The 23,242-nt window shown below is 61.3% G+C and carries 17 protein-coding genes and 1 pseudogene; 8 read left to right on the plus strand and 10 right to left on the minus strand.

Going from position 1 to position 23,242, the window contains the following annotated elements; translation table 11 throughout:
* The first annotated feature begins 108 nt into the window (after window positions 1–108).
* On the plus strand, window positions 109–2,280 hold the full coding sequence (locus tag GGD57_RS24795) for a TonB-dependent siderophore receptor (protein ID WP_184472863.1): 2,172 nt from the start codon (window positions 109–111) through the stop codon (window positions 2,278–2,280).
* Window positions 2,274–2,422 (plus strand): annotated as a pseudogene (locus GGD57_RS29550) (siderophore-iron reductase FhuF); the annotation flags it as partial. The gene GGD57_RS24795 and the pseudogene GGD57_RS29550, both read left to right, overlap by 7 nt.
* Window positions 2,423–2,478: 56 nt before the next feature.
* Here GGD57_RS29550 and GGD57_RS24800 read toward each other — a convergent pair.
* Window positions 2,479–4,362: a HAMP domain-containing methyl-accepting chemotaxis protein gene (locus GGD57_RS24800; RefSeq protein ID WP_184472864.1), complete on the minus strand. Its 1,884-nt coding sequence runs from the start codon at window positions 4,360–4,362 to the stop codon at window positions 2,479–2,481.
* 253 nt (window positions 4,363–4,615) lie between these two features.
* Here GGD57_RS24800 and GGD57_RS24805 point away from each other — a divergent pair, with 253 nt between their 5' ends.
* Window positions 4,616–5,617: an AraC family transcriptional regulator gene (locus GGD57_RS24805; RefSeq protein ID WP_184472865.1), complete on the plus strand. Its 1,002-nt coding sequence runs from the start codon at window positions 4,616–4,618 to the stop codon at window positions 5,615–5,617.
* A gap of 28 nt (window positions 5,618–5,645) precedes the next feature.
* Here the strand turns inward: GGD57_RS24805 and GGD57_RS24810 are convergent, their stop codons facing one another.
* The 5 genes from GGD57_RS24810 to GGD57_RS24830 form a co-directional block, all read right to left on the minus strand.
* A complete protein-coding gene (locus GGD57_RS24810) occupies window positions 5,646–6,176 on the minus strand; it encodes a hypothetical protein (RefSeq protein ID WP_184472866.1) in 531 nt (176 codons plus the stop codon).
* Between the two features lie 149 nt (window positions 6,177–6,325).
* Entirely contained in the window at window positions 6,326–6,601 is a 276-nt protein-coding gene (locus tag GGD57_RS24815) for a hypothetical protein (protein ID WP_184472867.1), read from the minus strand.
* Window positions 6,602–6,841: 240 nt separating this feature from the next.
* The gene (gene fhuB, locus GGD57_RS24820) at window positions 6,842–8,809 is read right to left on the minus strand and encodes a Fe(3+)-hydroxamate ABC transporter permease FhuB (RefSeq protein ID WP_184472868.1); all 1,968 of its coding nucleotides are present in this window, start codon (window positions 8,807–8,809) and stop codon (window positions 6,842–6,844) included.
* Entirely contained in the window at window positions 8,806–9,639 is an 834-nt protein-coding gene (locus tag GGD57_RS24825) for an iron-siderophore ABC transporter substrate-binding protein (protein ID WP_184472869.1), read from the minus strand. Before GGD57_RS24825 ends, fhuB begins: the two co-directional genes overlap by 4 nt.
* Window positions 9,640–9,671: 32 nt before the next feature.
* A complete protein-coding gene (locus GGD57_RS24830; protein WP_184472870.1) occupies window positions 9,672–10,163 on the minus strand; it encodes a GNAT family N-acetyltransferase in 492 nt (163 codons plus the stop codon).
* A gap of 165 nt (window positions 10,164–10,328) precedes the next feature.
* On the opposite strand from GGD57_RS24830, the gene GGD57_RS24835 reads away from it, so the two are divergent.
* Window positions 10,329–10,985: a sigma-70 family RNA polymerase sigma factor gene (locus GGD57_RS24835; RefSeq protein WP_184472871.1), complete on the plus strand. Its 657-nt coding sequence runs from the start codon at window positions 10,329–10,331 to the stop codon at window positions 10,983–10,985.
* On the opposite strand, the gene GGD57_RS24840 is transcribed toward GGD57_RS24835, so the two are convergent.
* Genes GGD57_RS24840 through GGD57_RS24850 form a run of 3 tightly spaced genes read right to left on the minus strand, consistent with a single transcriptional unit; the run spans window position 10,876 to window position 14,478 of the window.
* Window positions 10,876–12,063 carry a PLP-dependent transferase gene (locus GGD57_RS24840; RefSeq protein WP_184472872.1) on the minus strand — a complete coding sequence of 396 codons (1,188 nt, stop codon included), beginning with the start codon at window positions 12,061–12,063 and terminating at the stop codon, window positions 10,876–10,878. The two genes, GGD57_RS24835 and GGD57_RS24840, sit on opposite strands and share 110 nt — an antisense overlap.
* 10 nt (window positions 12,064–12,073) lie before the next feature.
* Window positions 12,074–13,492 (minus strand): MATE family efflux transporter, encoded by a 1,419-nt coding sequence (locus GGD57_RS24845; RefSeq protein WP_184472873.1) that lies wholly within the window; start codon window positions 13,490–13,492, stop codon window positions 12,074–12,076.
* Window positions 13,489–14,478, minus strand: coding sequence for a GNAT family N-acetyltransferase (locus GGD57_RS24850; protein ID WP_184472933.1), 990 nt, complete (start codon window positions 14,476–14,478; stop codon window positions 13,489–13,491). The genes GGD57_RS24845 and GGD57_RS24850 overlap by 4 nt, the downstream gene beginning before the upstream one ends.
* A gap of 194 nt (window positions 14,479–14,672) precedes the next feature.
* Here GGD57_RS24850 and GGD57_RS24855 point away from each other — a divergent pair, with 194 nt between their 5' ends.
* From GGD57_RS24855 to GGD57_RS24865, 3 genes are read left to right on the plus strand one after another with little or no spacing between them, the layout of a single operon-like run.
* Window positions 14,673–14,891 (plus strand): MbtH family protein, encoded by a 219-nt coding sequence (locus GGD57_RS24855; protein ID WP_184472874.1) that lies wholly within the window; start codon window positions 14,673–14,675, stop codon window positions 14,889–14,891.
* A gap of 18 nt (window positions 14,892–14,909) precedes the next feature.
* Window positions 14,910–18,899, plus strand: a complete 3,990-nt coding sequence (locus GGD57_RS24860; protein ID WP_184472875.1) for a non-ribosomal peptide synthetase — start codon at window positions 14,910–14,912, stop codon at window positions 18,897–18,899.
* Window positions 18,896–20,251, plus strand: coding sequence for a lysine N(6)-hydroxylase/L-ornithine N(5)-oxygenase family protein (locus GGD57_RS24865; RefSeq protein ID WP_184472876.1), 1,356 nt, complete (start codon window positions 18,896–18,898; stop codon window positions 20,249–20,251). Before GGD57_RS24860 ends, GGD57_RS24865 begins: the two co-directional genes overlap by 4 nt.
* Here the strand turns inward: GGD57_RS24865 and GGD57_RS24870 are convergent.
* A complete protein-coding gene (locus GGD57_RS24870) occupies window positions 20,224–20,943 on the minus strand; it encodes a 4'-phosphopantetheinyl transferase family protein (protein ID WP_184472877.1) in 720 nt (239 codons plus the stop codon). The genes GGD57_RS24865 and GGD57_RS24870 overlap by 28 nt on opposite strands.
* Window positions 20,944–21,334: 391 nt before the next feature.
* Between GGD57_RS24870 and GGD57_RS24875 the strand changes: the two genes are divergently transcribed.
* Window positions 21,335–23,212: a HAMP domain-containing methyl-accepting chemotaxis protein gene (locus tag GGD57_RS24875; protein ID WP_184472878.1), complete on the plus strand. Its 1,878-nt coding sequence runs from the start codon at window positions 21,335–21,337 to the stop codon at window positions 23,210–23,212.
* Window positions 23,213–23,242: the final 30 nt, after the last annotated feature.

Consider the following 23,242-nt stretch of genomic DNA (forward strand, 5'->3'; position numbering starts at 1 on the left):
GCGCGGAGATTTTATCGGCTAAAAGATGACTAAAACAATCACCTTATGTTGACAAGGGCAAATTCGCTCCATAGGTTCCGCGCGCATCTGTGACGTAGGGACCAAGTGATGGCGCGTGTTTTTTTGAATGTTTCTAATAATCTACCGCGAATTTATAGAGAGAGCCTATTTGCCACGACGGCAGTCGTTCTGATCGGCATTGCAGCATCGCCGGCTTCCGCCCAGAGCGCCTCCGCAGGCGATACTTCGACGACGCTGGAACCAATCGTCATTCAGGGTTCAGCTTCTGATAGCAAGACCGACCGGACGTCGGTCACCGCCAAGAACAGCGCGGGCGCGACCAAGATCAGCACGCCGCTCGTCGAGACGCCGCGTTCGATCTCCGTCACTACCGAGAAGGAAATCGAGCAGCGCGGCGCGCAGTCGGTCATCGAGGCGGTGCGCTACACGGCCGGCGTGACGACAGGAACGAGCGGTTTCGATCCGCGTTTCGACCAGATCTACATTCGCGGCTATAACGCCACTACGGTCGGTGACTATCGTGACGGATTGCGCCAGCCCTACATCAATTACGGCACGTTCCGCACCGATCCCTATCAGTTGCAGCGTGTCGAGGTGATCAAGGGGCCGGTCTCCGTTCTCTACGGCTCGGGATCGCCGGGCGGCCTCGTCAACAAGATCTCGAAGCTTCCGACTGAAGAGCCGATCCGCGAAGTCGGCATGTCCTATGGCACCAAGGACCGGGTGCAGGGAATGTTCGATTTCGGCGGGCCGATCAGCGAAGACAACGACGACTTTCTCTACCGCATCGTCGGCCTTGCCCGCCGCGGCGATACCAATTTCGATATTGCCGACGACCGCTATTTCCTGGCGCCGTCCTTCACCTGGAAGCCGGACGAGGGCACGTCTCTGACAGTGTATGGTCTGGCGCAGTCCGACGAGACCGACGCCAATGTCGGCGCGATCACGACGGTGGACGGCAGGATTCTCGATATCAGACAGAGCGACCCCGACTATGACTACCAGAAGGTCAAGCAGCAGCAGGTCGGCTATCAGTTCGAGCATGAATTCGACAACGGCCTGACCTTCCGGCAGAACCTGCGTTATTCGCATCTCGATCTCAGGGCCCGCTACCTCGGCATTACCAGCTGGACCGGGACCGTCGCGCATCGCGGCACGAATGCGATCCGCGACGAAATGAACGTTTTCCAGGTCGACAATCAGCTCGAGGCGAAGTTCGATACGGGTCCTGTTGCGCATACAATGCTGTTCGGGCTCGACTACACCAATCTCAAGTCGAGCTTTGGCTATGGCTTCGGAGCCGCCGATCCGGCATTCGACTTCGATATCGCCAATCCGACTTACGGAGTCTCGGGCTCAACGCCGGACTATAATTTCCTGGCTTCCGATGCCGATATGCGGCAGGTCGGCATCTACGCCATGGACCAGGTCGAGGTCGGAAACTGGCGCTTCAACTTCGGCGGCCGGCAGACCTGGGTGGACCAGACGCGGGATTCGACCTTGCCCACCGTCAGCTCGGAGGATGTCGACAAGAACGCCTTCTCCGTACAGGCCGGCGCGCTTTACCTCTTCGACAACGGCATCGCGCCGTTCGTTTCCTACGCGACCTCCTTCGATCCGGTCACCAACCGATCCGCAACCAACACAATTCTTCCGCCGACGAAGGGCGAGCAATACGAAGTCGGCGTGAAGTACCAGCCTCCCGGCTCCGACATACTGCTATCGGCGGTCGCCTATCACATCGTCGAGCAGAATAAGCCGAGGCTCGCCGACCCGCTGACCTTTGCCTATGACTCCCAGGGCGAAGTGACTGGAAAGGGTATCGAGCTTGAAGCCCGTGCGGCAATCGCCGACGGTCTCGATATCATTGCGGCCTATACCTACAACGACTCCGAAGTAACGGGGGGCAACAACGTCGGAAATACTCCCGCCGTCACCCCGACCCATATTGCAAGCCTGTGGGCGAACTACACCTTCCAGGAAAGCAATCCCTTCAATGGTCTGTCGGTTGGCGCCGGCGTGCGCTACATCGGCGAGACCTGGACGGATGTTGCCAACACCTCGAAAAATCCTGCGACTTTCTATGTCGATGCATCCGCTTCCTATGATTTCGGCGCGGTCGACAAGAAATATGAGGGCCTGACGGCAGCCTTCGCCATCCGCAATATCGCGGACGAGCGAGAAACGGTTTGCGAAGAGGGCTTCTGCTATCTCGGTCAGGGCCGCAACATGACCGGCACACTGAAGTATCGGTGGTAAAGGCATGGGCCGCCGAGACGAACAGGACGTCTCGGCGCCCGACTTCGATTGCTGATCGTCCATCGCCCACCAGGCCGCCTATCTTGACGGCCTGGTGGGCGATGACCCATTCTCCTATTGCCAAGGCAAATTACTTACCGCAGACGGGCATCGTCACCCTTCGGCTCCGCCAGATTCGTTCCCCAAGGCATTGAGCGCCTATGCTGCGTACCCGCGGCCGAAGGCGGCAGCCACTCTGTTGCCGAGCGTCTGCACTGCCGATGAGGATGGCGCGGTGGGCTCACGTCGCAGATCCTGCCGATCACCATTCAATTTGAAACGCTCGACCAACTGAGTGAGCATCTTGGCTTCATTTGCCAGAGATGCGCTGGCGGCAGTCGTTTCTTCAACCATGGCGGCGTTCTTCTGAGTGACTTGGTCCATTTGGTTGACTGCGACATTGACTTCGCTCAGGCCCACAGATTGCTCTCGTGCAGAGGTCGCAATAGCCTCGATATGATCGTTGATCGTGGCGACATCTATCTCGATCGTTTTGAGAACCTCGCCGGTCTCGCTGACCAGCTTGACGCCATCGCCGACCTCGGCATTGGAGGTTCGGATCAGCGCTTTGATTTCCTTGGCAGCCGTCGCCGATCTCTGCGCAAGCTCCCGCACCTCCTGTGCCACGACGGCGAAGCCTTTGCCAGCCTCGCCCGCCCGCGCGGCTTCCACTCCGGCATTCAATGCCAGGAGATTTGTTTGGAAGGCGATTTCATCGATCACTCCGATGATGTTGGAGATTTGGTTCGATGACTCTTCGATCCGGCTCATGGCGTTGACTGCCCTTGCAACGACCTCTCCGGATCGCAGCGCACTGGCATTCGCCTGGTTCGCCACCACTCGCGCTTCCTCGGCGCGGTTCGATGAATTGACAACGTTCGTGGTGATCTCGTCGAGTGCCGCAGCCGTTTGCTCGAGCGAAGCAGCCTGCTGCTCCGTTCGCGTTGAAAGATCGTTGGCTCCCTGGCTGATTTCGCGCGTGCCGCCGTCAATGGTCACGGTAGCCATTGAGATTGCCGAGAGAGTGGCGGCCAGTTGTTGAACCGAACTGTTGAAGTCGTGACGCAGAGCTTCGAAATCGGCCGCAAAAGCGTCGTCCAACTGAAATGCCAGATCCCCGGATGCCAGGCGCTTCAGTCCTACCGCCAGGCCAGACGTTGCTATACGAAGCCTTTCGGCCGCCTCGGCCTCGGCCTGCTGCTGAGCGGTAATGCGATCTTTCTCGGCTTGCGCCCGAGCCTGTTCTGTTTCGGCTTCCAACTGGCTGTTGGCGATGAGGGCCTGGCGGAACTTTTCCACAGCGACAGCCATGTCGCCTATTTCGTCGCTACGCTCGCGTCCGGGGACCTCGCGCGCCGTGTCCCCACCCCGCAATGCGTTCATATAAGTGGACATCCGGAATAGAGGCGCAATAACACGCAGATGGCTGAGGACGATCGCGGCCACACCAGCTGCGAATGCAATCGCAAGCGCAACGATGGCAGAGGTGACGCTGAACTCGACAGCCGCGTCGGCCGTCGTCAGGTTGCTGTTGTTGTCGGCTACATTTATGTCGACGTCCTTCTGGATCAGGTCGCCGGCTGCGTCATAACTCGTTCTGCCCTCGCCGAGCAGCAGCGCCATCGCATCGTCAGGCTTGCCGGTGTCTGCGAGCGTCTTGGCTCGCCGCCATATCTGCTGATAGGCCGCGTCTGCGCTTACGAAGTTCTGGTAGATCGTCCGCTCGGCGTCGCTCGTGATGGCTGGCTGATAATCCTGCAGGTCTTTGCTGATCTGCCCGGCCGTATTGCTCAAATCGGAAAGAATCTCCTGGCGCGTTGCGTCGCGGGCGAGGACATAACCGAGATGCGCGACGCGCATATCGCCGTAGTCGACGTTGAGTTGGCTGAGCGTCAACATGGAAGGAACCGTATCGAGGGCGATCGACCGGCTGGCGGTCTTGATCGTGGATAGGGATCGCAACCCCAGAATACCTTGTCCAAGTGAAATGGCGACCAGAGTTCCAAAAAGTCCGAACAAAGTAAATTTGAGGGTTATTCGCATGATGTGCTGCTCCTTAGTCTTGCCGAGATAGCCTCGTGCGAGAACGGGAGCATCGGGATCCGTAAATTTTTATTAATCATGCGGCTTCCTCGTTTCAGCCGCTCTTTCCGCATTCGGAATGTGGATAGGCGTTCGCGTTGGGGATAGTTGCAGTGCGCCTCTTCTGTATTAGCCAAGCAAGACATGTTGTATTCAGTTCGGCGGTGACGTTGCCGGCGGCGGCGTGGGGAGTTGGCCGATCAGGGAGGAATTCATGGAGGATGATCAGAGCTTGCCCCTCACCTTTCGGTATCGAGGCGCCTCATTCGATAATATGATCGAAACCCTTGGCAGCGCATTCGGCACATTCTCCGCCGAGCCGGCGGGACGCAGCAAAGAATTCAGCTGGGGGATCGATCTTGCGGTGACCAAGAGCACAATTCTGGTGCGAGGCTCACACCAGGATCAATTCACATTTCGGGTCGAGCCGATTTCGGAAACGGCTCAATACTTGTGCATTATCGTTCCGCGCAGCGGTGGCATGGGTATCACTCGCGGCTCGCGTTGCGGTCAGGCTTCCGCAAGCCAGCTTCTTCTCTACACCAATTATGAAGCTGGCGAAGTCGCGATGTACGGTCAGAACAGTCTGATCGATGAGCTGTTGATCGACTGGTCGGTCATTCGTCAGACCGTGGCGCAAATTTTCGAAAAGCCGTTGGATGGGTCGCTGGAATTTCTGTTCGAATTGGAAGGGGCGACGGCGTGCGGCGCGACGATACAAAGACTCGCCGAGACGATCATCGACGGTATGAATGAGGATGGTCTCTTGATGAGCTCTCCAATTGCGATGGCGAATCTCACCCAGGCGATGGCCGATCTCGTGGTTCGCCAGGTACCGCACCGCCTGACGCCGTTTCTCGGCAAGAAAGTGCATATGATCGCACCGCGGCATGTTCGACGGGCGATCGAATTCATGCATGAGCATATCGATCAGCCGATCACCATGCCGCTTGTGGCCGAATTCGCCGGAGTTTCAACCCGAGCCCTCGAAACCGGCTTTCGCATGTTCAAATACGTAACCCCGGCAGGATACCTGCTTGCCTTGCGCCTGCAGGCAGCTCGACGAGATCTTCTCAATCCTGCAAACGATGAAAGCGTCAAAGCCATTTGCTTGAAATGGGGCTTCTTCCACTTCGGGCGCTTTTCGGCCGTCTACGCGTCGACTTACGGAGAAAAACCGTCCCAGACGCGACTGCGCTCCCGAGCCTTAAACTAGCATGCCTGCCAGAGAGGGCGGCAAGAGGTCAGAAAGCACGAAAAAGCCTGTCCCACAATGCTCGAGCCGGTGATGCCAGTGGTTTCGACTCGTCGTTCGCAATCTTGATATCCGGGCCGCTCCTTTCTGTCATGAATGTCGCAGTCATCCGGGCAAAATTAGTCGCCACCTCGGCAAAACGCATTGATCCGCTTTCGCCCAACACTTTCCGGAGCGTCGCTAAAGTCAGGTCGAAGTTCCTGTAAATCTGCTCGAACCGTCCGCAGCTTCTTTTTTCTACGCGCACGGCGAGATTGCCGTCCGCGAGCGCCGAGACGATCCGGCTGATCTCGGAATAGCTTTCCTGCAGGACGGCGAGCAGTTCGTTGAAAGTTTCGGCACTTCGATTGAACTCGGGATCTTGAAAGTTCTGCCGCATTCGTCGCGAGAAATCTCCGTGGGCAGCAGCGCTGGCCGCAGCATCGAGTTCCAAGCGGAATCGACCGGCTTCTCCGTCCGTCCGGAGCCCTTCAGTTTCCAATACTTCAAGTATATTGGCGCTCGTGTCCTGGTTGTTCACTGGGCCGATCTCCTATGAAGCCCACGATTGCCGGACTGCGGCTTAAAATCGTACCTGATTAGCATGTCTTGGAACCGCACAGTGATGTTGGCTTCTCATATTCACGTTCGCGCGAACCGGCGTTTTCCTGCCGCTTTGGCAGGTGCGAGCTAGGTTACGATCAACGGCTTGGCCCGATGTCCGTCCAGCGCCTCATCCTGTCGATCCACGCATTGGCTCTCCCGGGCTGCGGTGTATGCCGTATCGGATTCTGTTCGCGCTGCATGGGCGAGCCATGTCAACTTCTCGAACATGGCGACCAGTTGATCCATCACCGCTGCGATATTTGCCCGGGCTTCTTCCAATTGCGCTGCCGGCGAACCCGGCTCCTTTGCATGGCCTGACGGATTTGCTTGCTTCTCGGGGAACGTGATTATGTTGCTCATGGAGCTCCCTATGAAATTGGTGGCAGATGAACTGCAAGCGTGCCTGATCATCTGGGTGCCCATGCCTCGTGCAGGGCCTGCCTCTGCATTGATGGAGCTATGCTTTAGGTTGGATGAAGAACAAGCGGTGCGAGCAGATGACTTCGGAGATCGGATACTGTTTTGCGCATTTCTGCGGATTGTTGAACGTCGCAGGAAATGAGACTGGCGGTGACTGGCCGAGCTTGGTCCGGCCGCCCCTCACCTCCGCCGGCGCAGAACGATCAGCAGCATCGGGGCTCCCACAAGAGCCGAGATCAAGCCGGTCGGCACCTGATAGGGAAAAGCAATCATGCGCCCAGCCCAGTCCGCGATCACGAGCAGGGCCGCCCCGATGAGGGCGGCGGCGAGGAGTTGGGTGGAGGGCCGACGAAGACCGAGCCCCTGGGCAAGGTGCGGCGCCATCAATCCGACAAAGCTCAACGGGCCGACGACGAGCGTCGCTGCTGCCGTCATGATCGCGGAGAGCCCGAACAAGACCGCGCGCGCGGGAACGATCCTGAGGCCGAGTTCGCTTGCCGTCTCGGTTCCAAGTTGCAGCAGGGCAAGCCAGCGGCTGGCGAGAAAGGCGGCGATCAGGCAGGCGAGTGCAATCAGCAGGGCGCTTGCCGCCACCGCATTATCGACGAAATAGGTCGAGCCCGCCATCCAGCGGATCAGCGCCAGGCCGCGCGGATCGCCGCTCGCGGCAAGGACGCCGATCCCGGCGTCGAGGATCGCGCCGAAGGCGATGCCGGCGAGCAGCACGCGGTTCGGGCCGAAGCCGGAACGGGCGCTCAAAAGGAAGATCAGCGTCAGCACGATGAGGGCGCCGCCGCCGGCGCAGGCAAGCTGCAGCGGCAGTCCCGGTGCGGCAAAGGTAAACATGGCGGTCGCAACGCCGAGCGTTGCTCCTGCCGAGACCCCGAGCACTTCCGGGCTCGCCATTTCGTTTCCGGTCAGCCGCTGCAGGATCAGTCCCGTCACGCCGAGCACGGTTCCGGCGCCGAATGCAGCGGCGACCCGCGGCAGCCGAAGGGGAAGGATTTCATCCCATGCGGCGGCCGGCAGCCACGTCCAGGCTCCGTCGGGTGCGCGGCCGAAGAAGATCGCGGCGATCGCCAATGCGATGACGCAGGCGAGCAGGATGGCGAATGATGTCGTTCTGTTGCCGATCACAGGCCGGGGCAATGCAATAGCCGGCAGCGTGCGCGAGATTGTGGCGAGACGGGGCAGGAGAGCGATCAGGATCGGCCCGCCGAGCAGCGCGGTCACCGCCCCGGTCGGCACGAAATCGCCGGGTGCAAGAAGCTTGATCGCCTGATCCGTCAGCAGGAGAAGGCCGGCACCGGCTACCGGCGACCAGATCAACTGGCTGATGATGCGCCTTGCGCCGGCGAGCCGCACGATCTGCGGGGCGACCAGCCCGATGAAGCCGATGACGCCGACGGCGCTTGTGACGAGGGCGCAAAGGGCAATGGCAATCGCCAGGATGAAACTCCGCGCCCATTTGATCGGCAGGCCGAGGCTCGTTGCGCCGGCATCGCCGAGTTGGCTGAGAGCGAGCGGTCTCGTGGCGAGAAGCGCAAGCCCGCAGAGCAGCGCCACCTTCGGCAACAGCGACGTCGGGATCGCCCAGCTTTGCTGCGACAGCGATCCGGCGCCCCAGATGAAAATCCCCGAGAGATATTGGTCGTTCATCAGCACCAGGATGGCTGCCGCCGCCCCGCACCAGAGGCCGACGATCATGCCCGACAGGATGAGAGAAAAGGGCGAGAAGCCGTGCCGGGCGCTGATCGAAAAAATGGCGAAGGCAGCAAGCGCACTGCCTGAAAGCGCCACCGCGTCCCGGCTCCATCCAGTCAGTGAGGGAAAGGCGAGCATGGCGGAGACCAGCGCCAGATTGGCGCCCGTGGAAATTCCGAGCGTCGTCGGTGAGGCCAGCGGATTGCGCAGCACCTGCTGCAGGATCGTGCCGGAGAGTGCGAGTGCGGCGCCTGCTATCAGCGCCGTCGCCATGCGCGGAAGCGTCGAATAGAGGAGGAGAAGGCGTTGCGCATCATAACCGCCGGTCGCAGCCTCAAGGTGAGGCAGCGCCGGCAACACTTCCAATAGGGCAAGGCCCAATCCGGAAAGGAGCAGCAGCACCGCAAGTGCGGGCGCCCCGAGATGAGAAAATCGAGCCTTCATCGGGCGGCAGTCTCCAGGGTATCGACGACGAGGGTCGAAAACCGCAGCGCCTCCTCGACCATACCGAACATCAGAACGCCTGGAATGACCGAGATTCGCCGCTGTCTGACGAAGGGAAGGCTGGTCCAGAGTGGGCTGTCGGAAAGCTGCGTGAGGACGTCGGGAGGAAGCAGCGGCGAAACGACGATCAGATGCGCCTCTTTGTCGAGTTCGGCGAGCTGTTCCAGGCCGATCGTTTGAAATCCCCAGTAACTGGCCTCGCCCTTCCAGGCATTCTCGAGGCCGATGCGCTTCATGGCACCGCCGAAAAGCCCGGGGCCGCCATAGATGCGTGCATGCCTGCTGTCGATGAAATTGATGACGGCTACCGGAGGCGCAGACAGGCTTTTTGTCCGCTCCCGCAACCGATCGAATGTGGCGTCGGCATCGGACAGAAATGCCTTTGCTTCCTGTGGTCGCCCGATCATCGTGCCGAGCCGCAGCGTTTCGGCGTAGGAACAGTTGAGCGCCTCTGCGTGCTCGGCGTAGACGGTGAACCTCTCCACAGGCGCGATCCGCGCCAGTTTTTCATCCAGTGCGGCAAGGAAAGGGGTGCTGAGAATGAGCGACGGCCGGATGCTGGTGAGCACTTCGAGGTTGATCTCCGACGTGGTGCCGAGATCGACGACATCAGGCGGCATGGCCGGCTCGACGACCCATTCCGCCCAGTTTCTCAAGGAGACGACAGCGCGCGGTATCTCGCCGAGCGCAAGCATCGTCGATGCCAGTCCATAGTCGAGCGAAACCACCCCGCCGCCGCCAGCGCGCACGATAGCGGGTGCGCCGGTCAAGGCCAAGGCGCCAAGCAGAAAGTCTCGTCGTTTCAAAATGCGGTCTCACCTGCCTGGACCGCAGCGAGCGGCTTGACCATGAACAGACACGGATGATCCTCGTGCCAGAGCGTTGCAAAGACCTCTGCCCTGACGAAGCCATTGCGATCATAAAACCGCCGCGTCGCCTCGAATTGCGGTTCGTCGAGGCCGCGCGGGGCGAGCGTCTTGACCGTCAGCAGCCGGGCACCCGATTGATGGCCGAAGCGTTCGGCCTCGTCGAGGAGATGGCGTCCGGCACCGCGACCGTGATATTCGGGGCGCGTCGCAATCAGCGCGATTTCGACGGCGCCGGGCAGATGCGGCTTCAAGGCCATCAATGCCGTCACGACATCCGCTTCGACATAACCGAACACCGGCAGATCCTCGACCGCCGCCGCACTCGCTTCGATGACCTCCGGTTCCGAAAACCAGTCGGGCAACGCCCCCATGATCGAGCGGCAGAGCTCCGCCTTGCCTGTCAGGATCTCGACTGTTCTTCCCATTTTTTTCTCGCCTTCACCTGGTCGATTTAAACTTGACTCTTGTTATCACCTTAAAATAGACACTGCAATCAAATCGTGCACTTTCGCTCAAAATAGGAGCGTCAAGACTGAACCGACCAGCAACGACAGAGCCTGATTTTCCATTTGTAAAAAAGGTACAGGACTATGCGAGCATCGCATCGTGATGTGAACGGAAATGCCGTGGTCAACGCTATGATCGAAAACAAGGAGAAACTTCTCAAAACGATTGAAAGCGTTGTCAAATCAAGATCATATTCAGAGGATATCTTTCAGGACGGGGTGATTAAGGCCTATGGGGTGAAAACCGACGGCATTCGTTGCCCGATCGGCTATGCCTTTCGCATGGTTTATAATCTCGCGCTCGACGAGAGCCGCCGGCGGCGCCAGCGGCTGAACAACTATAGGTCGATCGATCAGGTTCAGGAGATAACCGCTCCCATCCCCACCGTGCTCGACCAGCTTGTCGCTGCCGAAACCTTGCGCGATGTGCTGGCCTCACTCGAGGCCCTGCCGAAGCGGACCAACGACGCCTTCATCCGCCACCGCCTCAACGGCGTGCCGCAGAAGGATATCGCCGCCGAACTCGGCGTCTCCCGCACGCTCGTCAATTTCATGATCAAGGCGGCGGAGCAGCATTGCCATTCGGCGATCACCGAACCCGCCGGCCCCGATCATGAACATCGCCGGGATACTACCGCCGTGCGGCGTGCAGCGCCTGCTGCAGGTCGCTCCACAGCAGTTCCGGCTCTTCCAGCCCAACGGCGAAACGAATTGTCTGTTCGCTCACGCCGAACCGGATGAAGGTGGTCATCCGGTCAGGGATCTGCAGCGCGATCTTGGCCGGAACCACGAGCGTTTCCGGTCCTCCCCAGCTGACGCCGAGGCGGATCTCGCGCAGCCCGTTGACGAAGCGCGCGACATCGATGTCGGGCGTGAGGTCGAAGGCGAAGAGCCCGGCATAACCCGACAGCGTCGCCCGGCCGGGATGATCCTGAAAGGCCGGGTGGCGGACGCGGGCGATGTCGGGATGCTGTTTCAGCCGCTCGGCGAGCAGAAGCCCGCTGCGCTCATGCTCCTTGAGACGGACGCGCAGCGTACGCATGCCGCGCAGCAGCAGCCACGCCTCGAACGGCGAAAGCTTGGCGCCGACATAGGGATAGGAGGTCGAGTTGATCCTGGCGATCGCTTCCTTCGAGCCGACAACGACGCCGGCGACCGTATCGCTGTGGCCGCCGAGATATTTCGACGCGGCGTGAACGACGATATCGACGCCGTGCTGGATCGGCTTCTGGAAGAGCGGCGTCGCCCAGGAATTGTCGATGACGGAGGTGACGCCGGCCTCTTTCGCCATGGCCGACAGCGCCACGATGTCCTGAAGTTCGAAGACGAAGGAGGAGGGGTTTTCGAGATAGAGCAGCTTGGCGCCGGGCAGCGCCTTGCGCACCTCGTCATGGTCGGAGGGATCGACGAAATCGACGGTGACGCCGAGCCTGCCGAGCAGCTTCACGAGAAGGCGATAGACATCATTATAGAGGTGGCGGACGGCGACGACCCGGTCGCCGGCCTCGACGAGGCTGAGGATCGTCGCGGTGATGGCGGCCGTTCCGCTCGAAAAGGCGCGTCCGTCCTCCGCGCCCTCGAGGCGGGCGACTAGCAGTTCGAATTCGCGAACGGTCGGATTGTCGCCGCGCGAATAGATGTAGTTGCGCGCCCGGCCGGCAAAGACATCCTCCATCGCTTCGTAGCTGTCATAGGTGAAGAGCGACGTCTGGAAGATCGGCGGTGAGACGGCGTTGAATGCCGCCGGATCGACAGGCGTAAAGAGATCGTCGGCGATCGAATGGGCGCCAAGGTCGTGCGGGTTGATCGACTGGTTCATGGTCATCCTCTCATGGACAAAAGCTGGGGTAGGGACGGATCGAGGCCGGATGCTCGGCAGAACGCTGCCGGAGCGCTCTGAGCGTCCTCATCAGGCAGACGGCCGACATCAGGCCGGTCAGAGCGGAAGCGAGGAACATTGCTCCGAGCAGGCCCGCAAAACCGAAGAAGGGCGGCAGGAGCGCAAGCAGCGGAAAGAGCAGATAACCATTCTGCGCCAGGCCGACGACCAATGCAGCTTTCGGCTTGCCCTGCGCCTGGAAGAGGACCAGCAGCGTTTGCCGCAGGCCGAACAGCAGAAAGGGAAGATGGGTCGCGACGATCGCTTGCCCCGCGATCGAAATCACGGCCTGATCCCTGGTGAAGAACGAGGCGAGCTGTTCGGAAAAGACGATCGCCGCCAGACCATAGGCGCCGCCGATGGCGCTCGTGACGGCCGTCAGGATGCGGGCTGCCGAAAGCACCCGTGATATATCCTCTCGGCCCCAGGCAAAGCTCAGGATGGACTGGGCTCCGAGCGAAATGCCGATGACCGGGAGCGTGCCGACCGCAAGCAGCCGCAAGGCGATCCCGACGCCGGCAATGCCGTCCTCGCCATGATAGGTGCCGGCGACCGACAGCATCGCGGCGATTGCGCCGGCCGTCGCAAGGCTCGTCAGCGTCGTCGGCGCGCCCACGGCCAGCACCGGCCTGAGATGCCTGAGATCACCGAACCGCCAGCCCAATCTCAGTCGGATCGTGCCGAGCCGTCTCGCGTGATAGGCGCCGTAGATGGAGAGCGCCACGAGCTGGGAGAGGATCGTTGCGATCGCCACCCCCTGCAGACCGACGCCGAAGCCGAAGATCATGATCGGATCGAGGACCATGTTCAGCGTGAAGCAGGCGACCAGCGTCCACATGCTGAAGCGGGCATTGCCCTCGGCGATCGCTAGGAAATCGAGAATGATCTGCGCCATCGTTAGCGGGATCGAGACCGCGATGATGAGGAGATAATGCTGGGCAAGCGGCTGAAGGGCGGGTGTGGCGCCGACCAGCAGGAAAGATGGAAATGCGACGATGGCGATCGCGCTCGCCGCGCCGAAGACGACGCCGGCGGCAAGGCTGACCGAAGCAAGCGTGCTCGCCCGCGACCGATCGCCGGCGCCGAGTGCCCGCCCGACCTCGGTCGCCACGCCGACACCGATGCCTTCGCCGAAGGCGGCGACGAGCATCAGGATCGGCAGCACGATCATGATCGCGGCGATCTGATCTTCGCCGATCATGCCGACGAAGATCATGTTGATCGTGTGATGCGCGGCATTGATCGACAGGCCGAACATGGCGGGCAGGCCAAGCCGCAGCAGCAGCCGGAAAAGCTGCGGGCTGGCAAGATCTTCCGGGGCAAGCCGCCGTTTCCGCAGGCTGCCGCTCATCTCGCTCATGTCGTTCATGATGCGGGCACCCAGAGATGATCGCCGAAGAAGCGCTCGCGGGTCAGCATGACGAGAAGCGCCCGCTTGTGCGGAAAATCGAAATGCTTGACCTTCGCAAAGCCCGAGCGGTCGAGATTGCGGATCTGCTGCTCGTGGCTGGCGCGCGGCTCGCCGACGATGCGCCTGGTGCGGGGATCGTCGAGGAAGATGAAATGCATCAGCGAGGGAAGCCAGGCGCTGATCCATTTCTTGCCGCGATAATCGGGCTCGCCGATCGCGACATGCCATCCACGATCGTAATCGTCGGCATCATAATAGGGACCGAGCCTGTTTTCCTTGGCCCAGTAGACCTCGAAATAGCCGAAGGGAATATCGGCGAAACTGCCGATCAGCGGCAGGACTTGCGGATCGGCGATCCTTTCCTCCAGGATCTCCCGGTGCTTGTCGATCGAGCCCGCATCCTCCCAGATCGTGTTGACCTGCTCGTCGTTCATCCAGCGATGGAAGGCTGCAAGATCGGTTTCGGGATCGGCCACCCTGAAGCTGATATCCCGCTCCAGCCATGGGATGAAGCGCTGGTAGACCGTGCCCTTCGGCTTCGCCGGCCGGCGCGGATGATAGCGGCCTGCCGTCATCTCCTGCACGGGCGGCAGCGGATAGGACATCTGCGGCAGCCACAGCGACGGCCATTGCCAGAGGATTGCGGAATCGAGCCTTCCGTCGACGCCTGAAATGTGCCGGGGAAGGCTTGCCTGATGGCCTTCGAAAGCGACCGATTTGATCGAGCGGTCTTGCGCCGTCACCGCTTCGGCGGCCGCCATGAGAAGCTCCGCCGATTGCACGGGATTTCCCTCGTAGAAGGTCAGCGAGGCGATGCCGGCTTCGACTTCGAGGGCGACTTCGTGATTGCCGTGTGCGGTCTTGAGATGGACGATATTGGGGGCAAGCCTGACATAGCTGCGCGCCTGCAGAACCCGCCTCTGTTTGGCGGCGTCGAAATCCATGATGTTCTCCTTGATCGGCAGGGCTTTTGATGCTGCGGGCATGAAGCCCGCTCCTGCGCCGATTTGGTAGAATGACGATCCATCCCTGGGCGGATTTAGGGGTAAACGAAGAAAAAAATACTCAGCAATTTTCTAAACTCCAGCAGGGGGGATCCGTCATTTGCGCATGACGACAATCTCTGCAGGAGCTTCGAATGGACAATCTTGAGCCCCGCGACGATCTCTGGATCGTCGTCCTCGACACCGAGCATCACTACTCGATCTGGCCGCAGGACAAGCGGATTCCGGTGAGCTGGCAGGCGGCGGGTTTTGCCGGTTCGCGCCAGGAATGCCTTGCCCATATCCGTGACGTCTGGGCCGATCCGCGCCCGCTTTCCTTGCGCTCGGCCATATCAGCCGATGCGCGTCTCTGAAAAGGTCTGGATGGCAAGATGAGTAAGCAGATTACCAATTTCGCCGATGCCCGCCCGACCGATGCTGTGGACGCCGTCTTCGAGAGCTTTCCGCTGACGATCGCGCAGAAACGCATCTGGTCGCTGGAGCAGATCGGCAACTACACCGTCTTTCCCGACCAGGTCATCGGGCTGCGGTTGAGTGCCGCGACCGACGTCGAGACGCTTACCGGCGCCTGCCGCGCGCTCGTGGCTGAGAACCCGTCGCTGGCCACCCGCTTCCGCCGGCTGGCGGGCGGCCGCATCGAGCAGTATCGCGGCGCGTCGAACGCCGTGCCGATCGAAATCCTCGGCAAGGAAGGAGCCGCTCTTTCAGAGGCTGAAGCCTTGGCCGTGCGAAAAGCCTTCCGCGACAAGCGCTTCGATCTGCTGGAAGGCCCGGGTGCACGCATCCAGATCATCCCGCTTGCAGATGGACAGTCGCTGCTGACGATCGTGCTGCATCCGATCATCTCAGACGACCGGGAAAAATCCGTTCTTGCCGCTTCGCTGGCGCGCATTCTCGGCGGCGAATCCGCCGGTGACATGCGCCCGGCGGAAATTTCGGCCGGAACGCGGGAGGAAGAATGGCTGGAGACGGATGCGGCGCGCGAAGCGCTCGCCTATTGGCGCGAGACGATCGGTCTCGACTATGCGGCCTCGACCTTTCCCACCCGCTTCAATAGCGGCGGCCTTGCCGGCGTGGCGCGTGCCGAGCATCGGTTTGCAATCGAGCCCGAGCTGTGGGGCAGGCTCGAACAGCATGCGCAGGGCAAGGGATATCAGGTCGAGCGCGTGCTGCACGCCGCCTTCTGCGCGCTGCTGGCGCGTTACAGCGGCAACTATGCTTTGCTGACCGGCCTCCTTGTTGCGCGCGCCCGCAACGAGCATTTCGCCAGCCGCGGCCGCGCCGAACAGGTGCTTCCCCTCGTCCTGCCGCTCGCCTCCCGGCATTCGCTCGCCGATGTCGTCGCGGCGATCTCCTCGGTGACGGAGGAGGGGCTTCGCCGGCTCGTGCCGCTGGAGCGCATCACGCAGGAGCTGGTCGTCGACGAGGCGGCCGCTCAGGAAGCCGTGATCAAGGCGCTGTTCGAATTCCGCGAACCCTATCCGGTGCCGGGAGATGCGACGAACCTGGAACCTATAGGCGCGCGCGCCGACAGCGAGCTTTCCCTGGTCGTCGAGGCGCGTCCGGAAGGCGGCGCATTCGGGCTGGTCGACTACGCCCAGGATCTTTACGACGGCGCGCTAATCGCCCGCGTCGCCAAGCATTTCCGCCTGGTGCTCGAACAGATCGTCGCGCAGCCAAATCTCAGGATTAGGGATATCGAACTCGTCGGTAGCGACGAGCTCGACTGGTTGTCTGCCCCCTACGAAGACGATGCCGTCAACGACGACCGGCCGGTCCACGAACTGATATCGGCCCATTCGCGCCGGACGCCTGAGAAGACGGCGATCGTCTATGGCGACGAGGAGTGGAGCCATGGCTGGCTGGAGGCGAGCACCAACCGCCTCGGGCATCGGCTGCGGCAGCTCGGCGTTCGCGCCGAGGTGACGGTCGCGATCTTCATCAAGCGTTCGCCGGAGGCGATCGTCGGCATTCTCGCCACGCTGAAGGCGGGCGGCGCCTATATTCCCGTCGAGCCCGACCATCCGCCGGCGCGCAACCACCACATCCTGCGCGACGGCGGCGTCAAGATCGTCCTGACCCACAGCTGGCTGCGCCATCGCCTGCCGGAGGAGCTGGATGCGATTATCCTCGAACTCGACAAGCTCGATCTCGACGGCGAACCGGATACGCCGCTCTATCTTCCCACGCATAAGGATCAGCTCGCCTATGTCATGTACACGTCGGGATCGACCGGATTGCCGAAGGGTGTGGCCGTCGAGCATGGTCCGCTGACGCACCATCTGCAGAATACCTCGCGCGTCTACGGCATGAGCTCGGAGTCCCGCGAACTGCCCTTCCTGCCCTTCAGCTCGGACGGCGGCCATGAGCGCTGGATGAACCCGCTGATGGAAGGCGGCAGCATCATCCTTCCCGACCAGCCGCTCTGGACGCCGGAAGAGACGCTGACGGCGATGCGCAAGCATGGCGCCAACAATGCGAGCATTCCGACAACCTATCTGCAGCAACTGGCGGAATGGGCCGACATTACCGACGGCGCGCCGCCGATGCGGCTTTACTCCTTCGGCGGCGAGGGGCTGGCGCAATCGACCTTCGACCTCCTGTCGCGGGCGCTGAAATCGGAATGGCTTATCAACGGCTACGGTCCCACGGAAACCATCATGACGCCGATGGTCTGGAAGGTGAGGGCCGGCACCAAGTTCCAGGGCGTCTACGCCCCGCTCGGCCGCGCCGTCGGGCTCCGGCGCGTCTATGTGCTCGACCCCGACCTCAATCTGTGCCCGATCGGCGTGACCGGCGAACTCTATATCGGCGGCGAGGGCATTGCGCGGGGTTATCTCGGCAAGCCGGATACGACGGCGGACCGCTTCATCCCTGATCCGTTCTCGAAAGAAGGCGGCCGGCTCTACCGCTCCGGCGACCTCACGCGCTGGCGCGAAGACGGAACCGTCGAATTTGTCGGCCGCGTCGACCATCAGGTGAAGCTGCGCGGCTACCGCATCGAGCTCGGCGAGATCGAAGCAGCGCTGCTCCAGCAGCCGGGCGTCGGCGAAGCCCTGGTCGTGCTGCGCGACGACGATGCCGGCGAGAAAGCGCTGGTCGCCTATGTCGTTCCGAAGAAGGACGAGAGGCTCGATGTCGAGACTGTTCGATCCGGCCTCGAACGCAGCCTGCCGTCCTACATGGTGCCGGCGGCTGTGGTCGAACTCGAAAAGATGCCGACCAATCCGAACAGCAAGCTCGACCGTTTCGCGCTGCCCGCACCCCAGCCGGTCAAGCGCGCCATCGTCGAGCCGGCGACCGCGCTCGAAGAAGAGGTGCGGGATGTCTGGCGCCAGGTTCTCAAGCTGGAAGCGATCAGCGTCGAGGACAATTTCTTCGCGATCGGCGGCAATTCGCTGGGCGCGATCCGCATCCTGTCGCAGCTGCGGCAGCGCCGTCCGAAGATCCCGCTCACCGTCGCCGATATCTTCAACAACCCGACCATTCGCGCCTTTGCCGGCGTGATGGAACAGGGGGAGGAGCGGGATCTTTCCGAGGTGATCGTGCTGCGGGCATCAGGCGCCAAGCCGCGGCTCTATTGCTTCCCCGGACTTCTCGTCAGCACCCGCGAATATGTGAAGCTCGTCGATTATCTCGGCGCAGACCAGCCGGCGACCGGCTTCATTTGCCATTCGCTGTCCGAGAAGAAGGAAGTCGGCGCGCCTGTCGAAGAGATCATCGAGAGCTATGTCGACTATATCAGGAAGCACAGCGGCGGCGCGCCCTGCACTTTCCTCGGCTGGTCCTGGGGGGGGCTCCTGGCCTATGAAGCTGCCCGCACGCTTGCCAACGAGGTCGACGTCAGGATGATGGCGATGGTCGATGTTTGCGACCTCGGATCGGAATTTGCGATCGGCGCCAAGCCGAGGTTCCGGCCGGGCGAGCGCGACGCGCTTCACCGGGACGTGCAGGCATGGCTGCAAAAGACGGCGATGCGGCCCGAATGGGACCGGCTGCTGTCGACGATGGATGCGGATACCTATGAGCAGTTCCTGCGCTTCGTCGGCGATGAGAAGGACCCGCTTCCCACAGACGGGCCCGATATCAGCAGCCGCGAGCATACGTTCTGGGTGCTGATCGATAATGCCCTGATCTTCCGCAAGCATCGGCTCGTTCCCCATGACGTGCCGATCTATCCGTGGGCGGCCGACGACAGCCTCAACCGCGGCCTCAACCTGATCGATTGGCGCCGCCTGTCGCCGCGCGCGCATGCGGCCGAGATCATCACCGGCACCAACCACCTGCACATGATCGGGTCGCCCGCCTTCCACTCAAGGCTTGCCCTGCGTCTCAAGGAAACAGAGAAGGATAACGCATGACCGTCGCTTTTACCCGCAGGGATGCCCTGAACGAGCCGCTCGATCTTGCCGGCATCGGCATCGGTCCCTCCAATCTGAGCCTTGCCTGCCTGCTGGAATCCGTGCCCGAGGTCCGCAGCCGCTTCTTCGAGCGGCGCGGCGCCTTCGACTGGCATCCCGGTATGATGATGCCCGGCGTCGAGCTGCAATCGTCCTTCCTGAAAGACCTCGTCACCCCGGTCCTGCCGACCAGCCGCTGGTCGTTCATCTCCTATCTGGTCGCCCATAAAAGGCTCTACGCCTTCCTGAACGCCAATTACGAGGCCGTTCCCCGACAGGAATTCGCGCGTTACCTCGCCTGGGTCGCCAAGGGCGTGGAGGGCTTGCGTTTTTCGAGCGAGATCCGCGATGTCGAACACCGCGACGACCGCTTCGTCCTGCGCTTCGACAACGGCCAGGAAGAAGCGCGCAATCTGGTGATCGGCACCGGGTCTTCGCCCTTCGTGCCCGACTGGGCGAAACCCTTCCTCGGCGCGGATTGCTTCCACAACAGCGAGGCCAAATCGCGCCTCGGCGATCTCGGCGCTTCCCGCATCGTCGTGGTCGGCGGCGGCCAGAGCGGCGGCGAGGTGGTGGAAGCGCTGCTTGGCGATCCCGGTTCGATGACGGAACTGACCTGGATCAGCCGGCGCCACAATTTCGAGCCGATCAACGACACGCCGTTTTCGAACCAGGTCTTTTCTCCGGAATATGTGCAGGCCTACCTGAAGCTCAGCGGCGAGCAGAAGCAGGCGGCGCTGAAGAACTCGATCCTGACCAGCGACGGCCTGTCGATTTCGACGATCCATTCGATCTACCGTCGCCTCTATGCGCTGCGTTACCTCGAGCCGGGCACGCTCAACGCATCGCTGTCGCCGAACCGCGACGTGATCCAGATGGAGCGGAACGGCAATGCCTATCGGCTCATCGTCCGAAACCATTTCGACGGCGGCATAGAAGTGCTGCATGCCGACGCCGTGGTTCTGGCGACTGGCTACAGGTTCCGGCTGCCGGATGCGCTCGGCTCGCTCAGCGAAAGGATCAGTCTCGACAGAAACGGCTATCCCACCCTGAACGACGATTACACCATGCAGTGGACGGGGCCGAGAACCAACCGGCTGTTCGCGCAGAATGCCGGCCGATATTCACACGGCATCGCCGACTCGCAGCTCAGCCTCATGGCCTGGCGCAGCGCCGCCATCGTCAACACGCTTCTTGGCCGGCAGCATTTCGATGCCGAACCCGACAATGCGCAGCTTGTCTGGGCGACGGAGGCTGCGGCGATGCCGCATCAGCTGCGCGCCGGCTATTCGGAAGGCATGCTGTCGTCCTGAAACAGGCGTGTATGAATGCCGGGGAGCCCGGATCGGGAGCAGACGGCCAGCGCGACGACGTGCTGGCTGCCGCTTTCGATCAGGCGGTGAAACCAACGCCGGTCGCGCTTTCCGTCGTGGGCCGCAACGGGCAAGCTGTCCTCCCAGGAAAAGGTGACGTTGCGAGGGTTTTCCCGCAGGCCCACGCCAATCGCCTTGAGATGGCTCTCCTTGAGCGTCCAAAGTTCAACGGCGGCTCGCGCACGTTCATGCGCGGGCAATTCATCGAGCCAGCGTCGCTCATCCACGCTGCAATAGGCGTCCAAAGTCACCTCTTCGATCTCGGTGTCGGCGCGCTCGCAATCTATTCCGATGCGCTCGCAGCCCGACGCAACCGCGACCGCCACCAGCCCGTCGGCATTGGACAGGCTGAATTGCGGCCTGTCGCGACCCTCAAGGCTCAGCTTGCCGTGTTCGTCCGCGACCAACACGACCTTGCTCGGCGCTGTCGCGACATACCCGCTCAATAGCCGCCGCAAGAGATAGCGGCCGGCAATGAACGAAGCTCGATCCCGGTCGAACCGATAGGTCGCCGCCCGATCCCGTTCATCCGGTGAGAGCGACTGCACCCAGCGGTTCCGGTCACGTTCATTCATGGAATACTGCCAGAGAGAGATTTCGATGCCGGCCGGTTGGTTTTCTGATAGCTGCATGGATCCAGTATGTGTTCCCGGGGCCGATTGGCAAGCGCGCAACTGCCTGCCGACCTTTCGGACGGCAGGCGGCGGCCTCCCATTCCCTGGCGGGTGCTACACAAGTTAATTTCATGACCTCTTTTGGCTCAGCTCCACGGCCGACGATCGGCGCCGTGCCGATCTCGGCCAAGAGGTATTTTCACTCGCGGTGGCTGTTTTTTCCCAAAGTTTCCATGAACTTATGGTCGTGCTTCGGCTGTGACTAATCGCAGAAGTGTCGGTCGACGCAAAGTTTTCTAAAAACGACACCGGCGCCGCTGTTTAGTTAATACTAAATTATCGAATCCGGTGCGAGATTTTGCATCAACCGGAAAGCCGGTCGTCCCAGTAAACCTTCGAGGAGACCCGCATGAAGCGCCCGAGTATCAAGCAGGCCCTGATCTTAAAGCTGACAATCATCAGCCTGTTCATGATTGGGCTATCCTATGTTTCGCTGACCACGATGTCGACGCTGAGAGCCAATGCCGAACAGATCGGGACCTTCTGGATGCAGCGGCTGGTGACGGCTCGTGAGATCAAGGACAACTTCCTCGATCTGAAATTGAGCTATGCCCAGTATCTCCTGGAGGACACGGCCGAGGAGCAGAAAGCCGGAAAGCACGAGATCGACGCCGCCGGCATCGCGCTCGACAAAATTGTCGCCGAATATGAAAACGGCGTCCGCACGGCGCGTGGGCGCGAACTGATCAATCAGATCAAGCCGGAACTCAGCAAATATCGCGAACTGGCAGATCACATGATTGCGCTCCAGACCAGCGGGAAGACCCCTGAAGCCGTTCGGTTCTTCAAGGAAAATATGGAGCCGCAAGCTGCGCTGGTGAACAAGGCGGTAGCGGATCTGGTTGCTTTCATTCTTAGCCAGGCCGAAGGCTTCGTCGCCGCAAGTGGGACTTCTGCTGATTCCGCTTTCATCTTGACGGCAGCAATTGCAGCAATCGCCGTGCTCGTTGCCGTGGCGGGTATCGTGTTTGCCATATCAGGAATTGCCAACCCGATCCGAAGAACCGCATCCGCCATGAAGCGTTTGTCGGATGGTGACCTCGACAGTGATATTCCCTATGCCGGCCGCGCCGACGAAGTCGGCGAAATGGCCAGCGCGGTCGAGATCTTTCGTCAGAACGCCCTCAATGTCGTCAGGCTTGAGAAGGAGGCCGCCGACTCCCGCAGTGAGAGCGAGGCGGCGCGTAAGGCCGCCCAGCAGCGCGCCGAACGCGAGGCTGAACAATTGCGCTTCGCAACCACGACATTGGGCGGAGGCCTGCGTCGGCTTGCGGCAGGCGACATATCCTTCCAGCTCTCGGAACAGTTTGCAGCTGAATACGAGACCCTGCGCGAAGACTTCAACGCTTCGCTCCGGCAGTTGGGTGCGACGATCGGTGCGGTGCTGCAGACCGTACACAGCATAGACAATGGCACCGGTGAAATTGCATCTGCTGCGCAGGACCTTTCCAAGCGTACCGAACAACAGGCAGCTTCTCTTGAGGAGACGGCCGCAGCCTTGGACGAGATCACGTCGAATGTGACGATGGCGAGCAAACGCACCGATGAGGCACGCCATGTGGCCGTGGAAGCCAATATCAGCGCTCAGCGGTCGGCAACCGTGGTAGCGGAGGCCGAGCAGGCCATGCGGCGTATCGAGGACAGTTCGGAACAGATTTCGAACATCATTGGTGCAATCGATGAAATCGCCTTTCAGACGAACCTCTTGGCGCTGAACGCCGGCGTCGAGGCTGCCCGTGCGGGTGAGGCTGGCAAAGGTTTTGCCGTGGTCGCACAGGAAGTCCGTGAGCTTGCCCAGCGCGCCGCTCAAGCAGCCAAGGAAATCAAGGGCTTTATTCAAAAGTCGTCAACCGAAGTGCAAAATGGCGTGAAACTGGTTCTCGAAACCGGAACGTCGCTCAAGTCGATCGGCGAGTATGTCGTACAGATCAACCAGCTCATGGACGCGATTGCCACTTCGGCGCGCGAGCAGTCAACCGGGCTTGCCGAGATCAACACCGCCGTCAATCAGATGGACCAGACGACCCAGCAGAATGCGGCAATGGTCGAGCAGTCGACGGCTGCCGCCGCATCTCTATCCTCCGAGGCAGGCCGTCTGCGGGATCTGGTCAATCAGTTTCAATTGGACGGCGACAAAGGCGCGGCGGACGCGCAGCGCGGCGGACGGGCTTTCGAAGGCGATAGGCCAATCCGGTTGGTCACTCCGCGCCGCGCGATGCAAAGGTGACGCGCGACTGACGCCAGGAGAAAGGGGGCT

This window comes from Rhizobium esperanzae, from assembly GCF_014197615.1.
Classification (GTDB): Bacteria; Pseudomonadota; Alphaproteobacteria; order Rhizobiales; family Rhizobiaceae; genus Rhizobium; species Rhizobium esperanzae_A.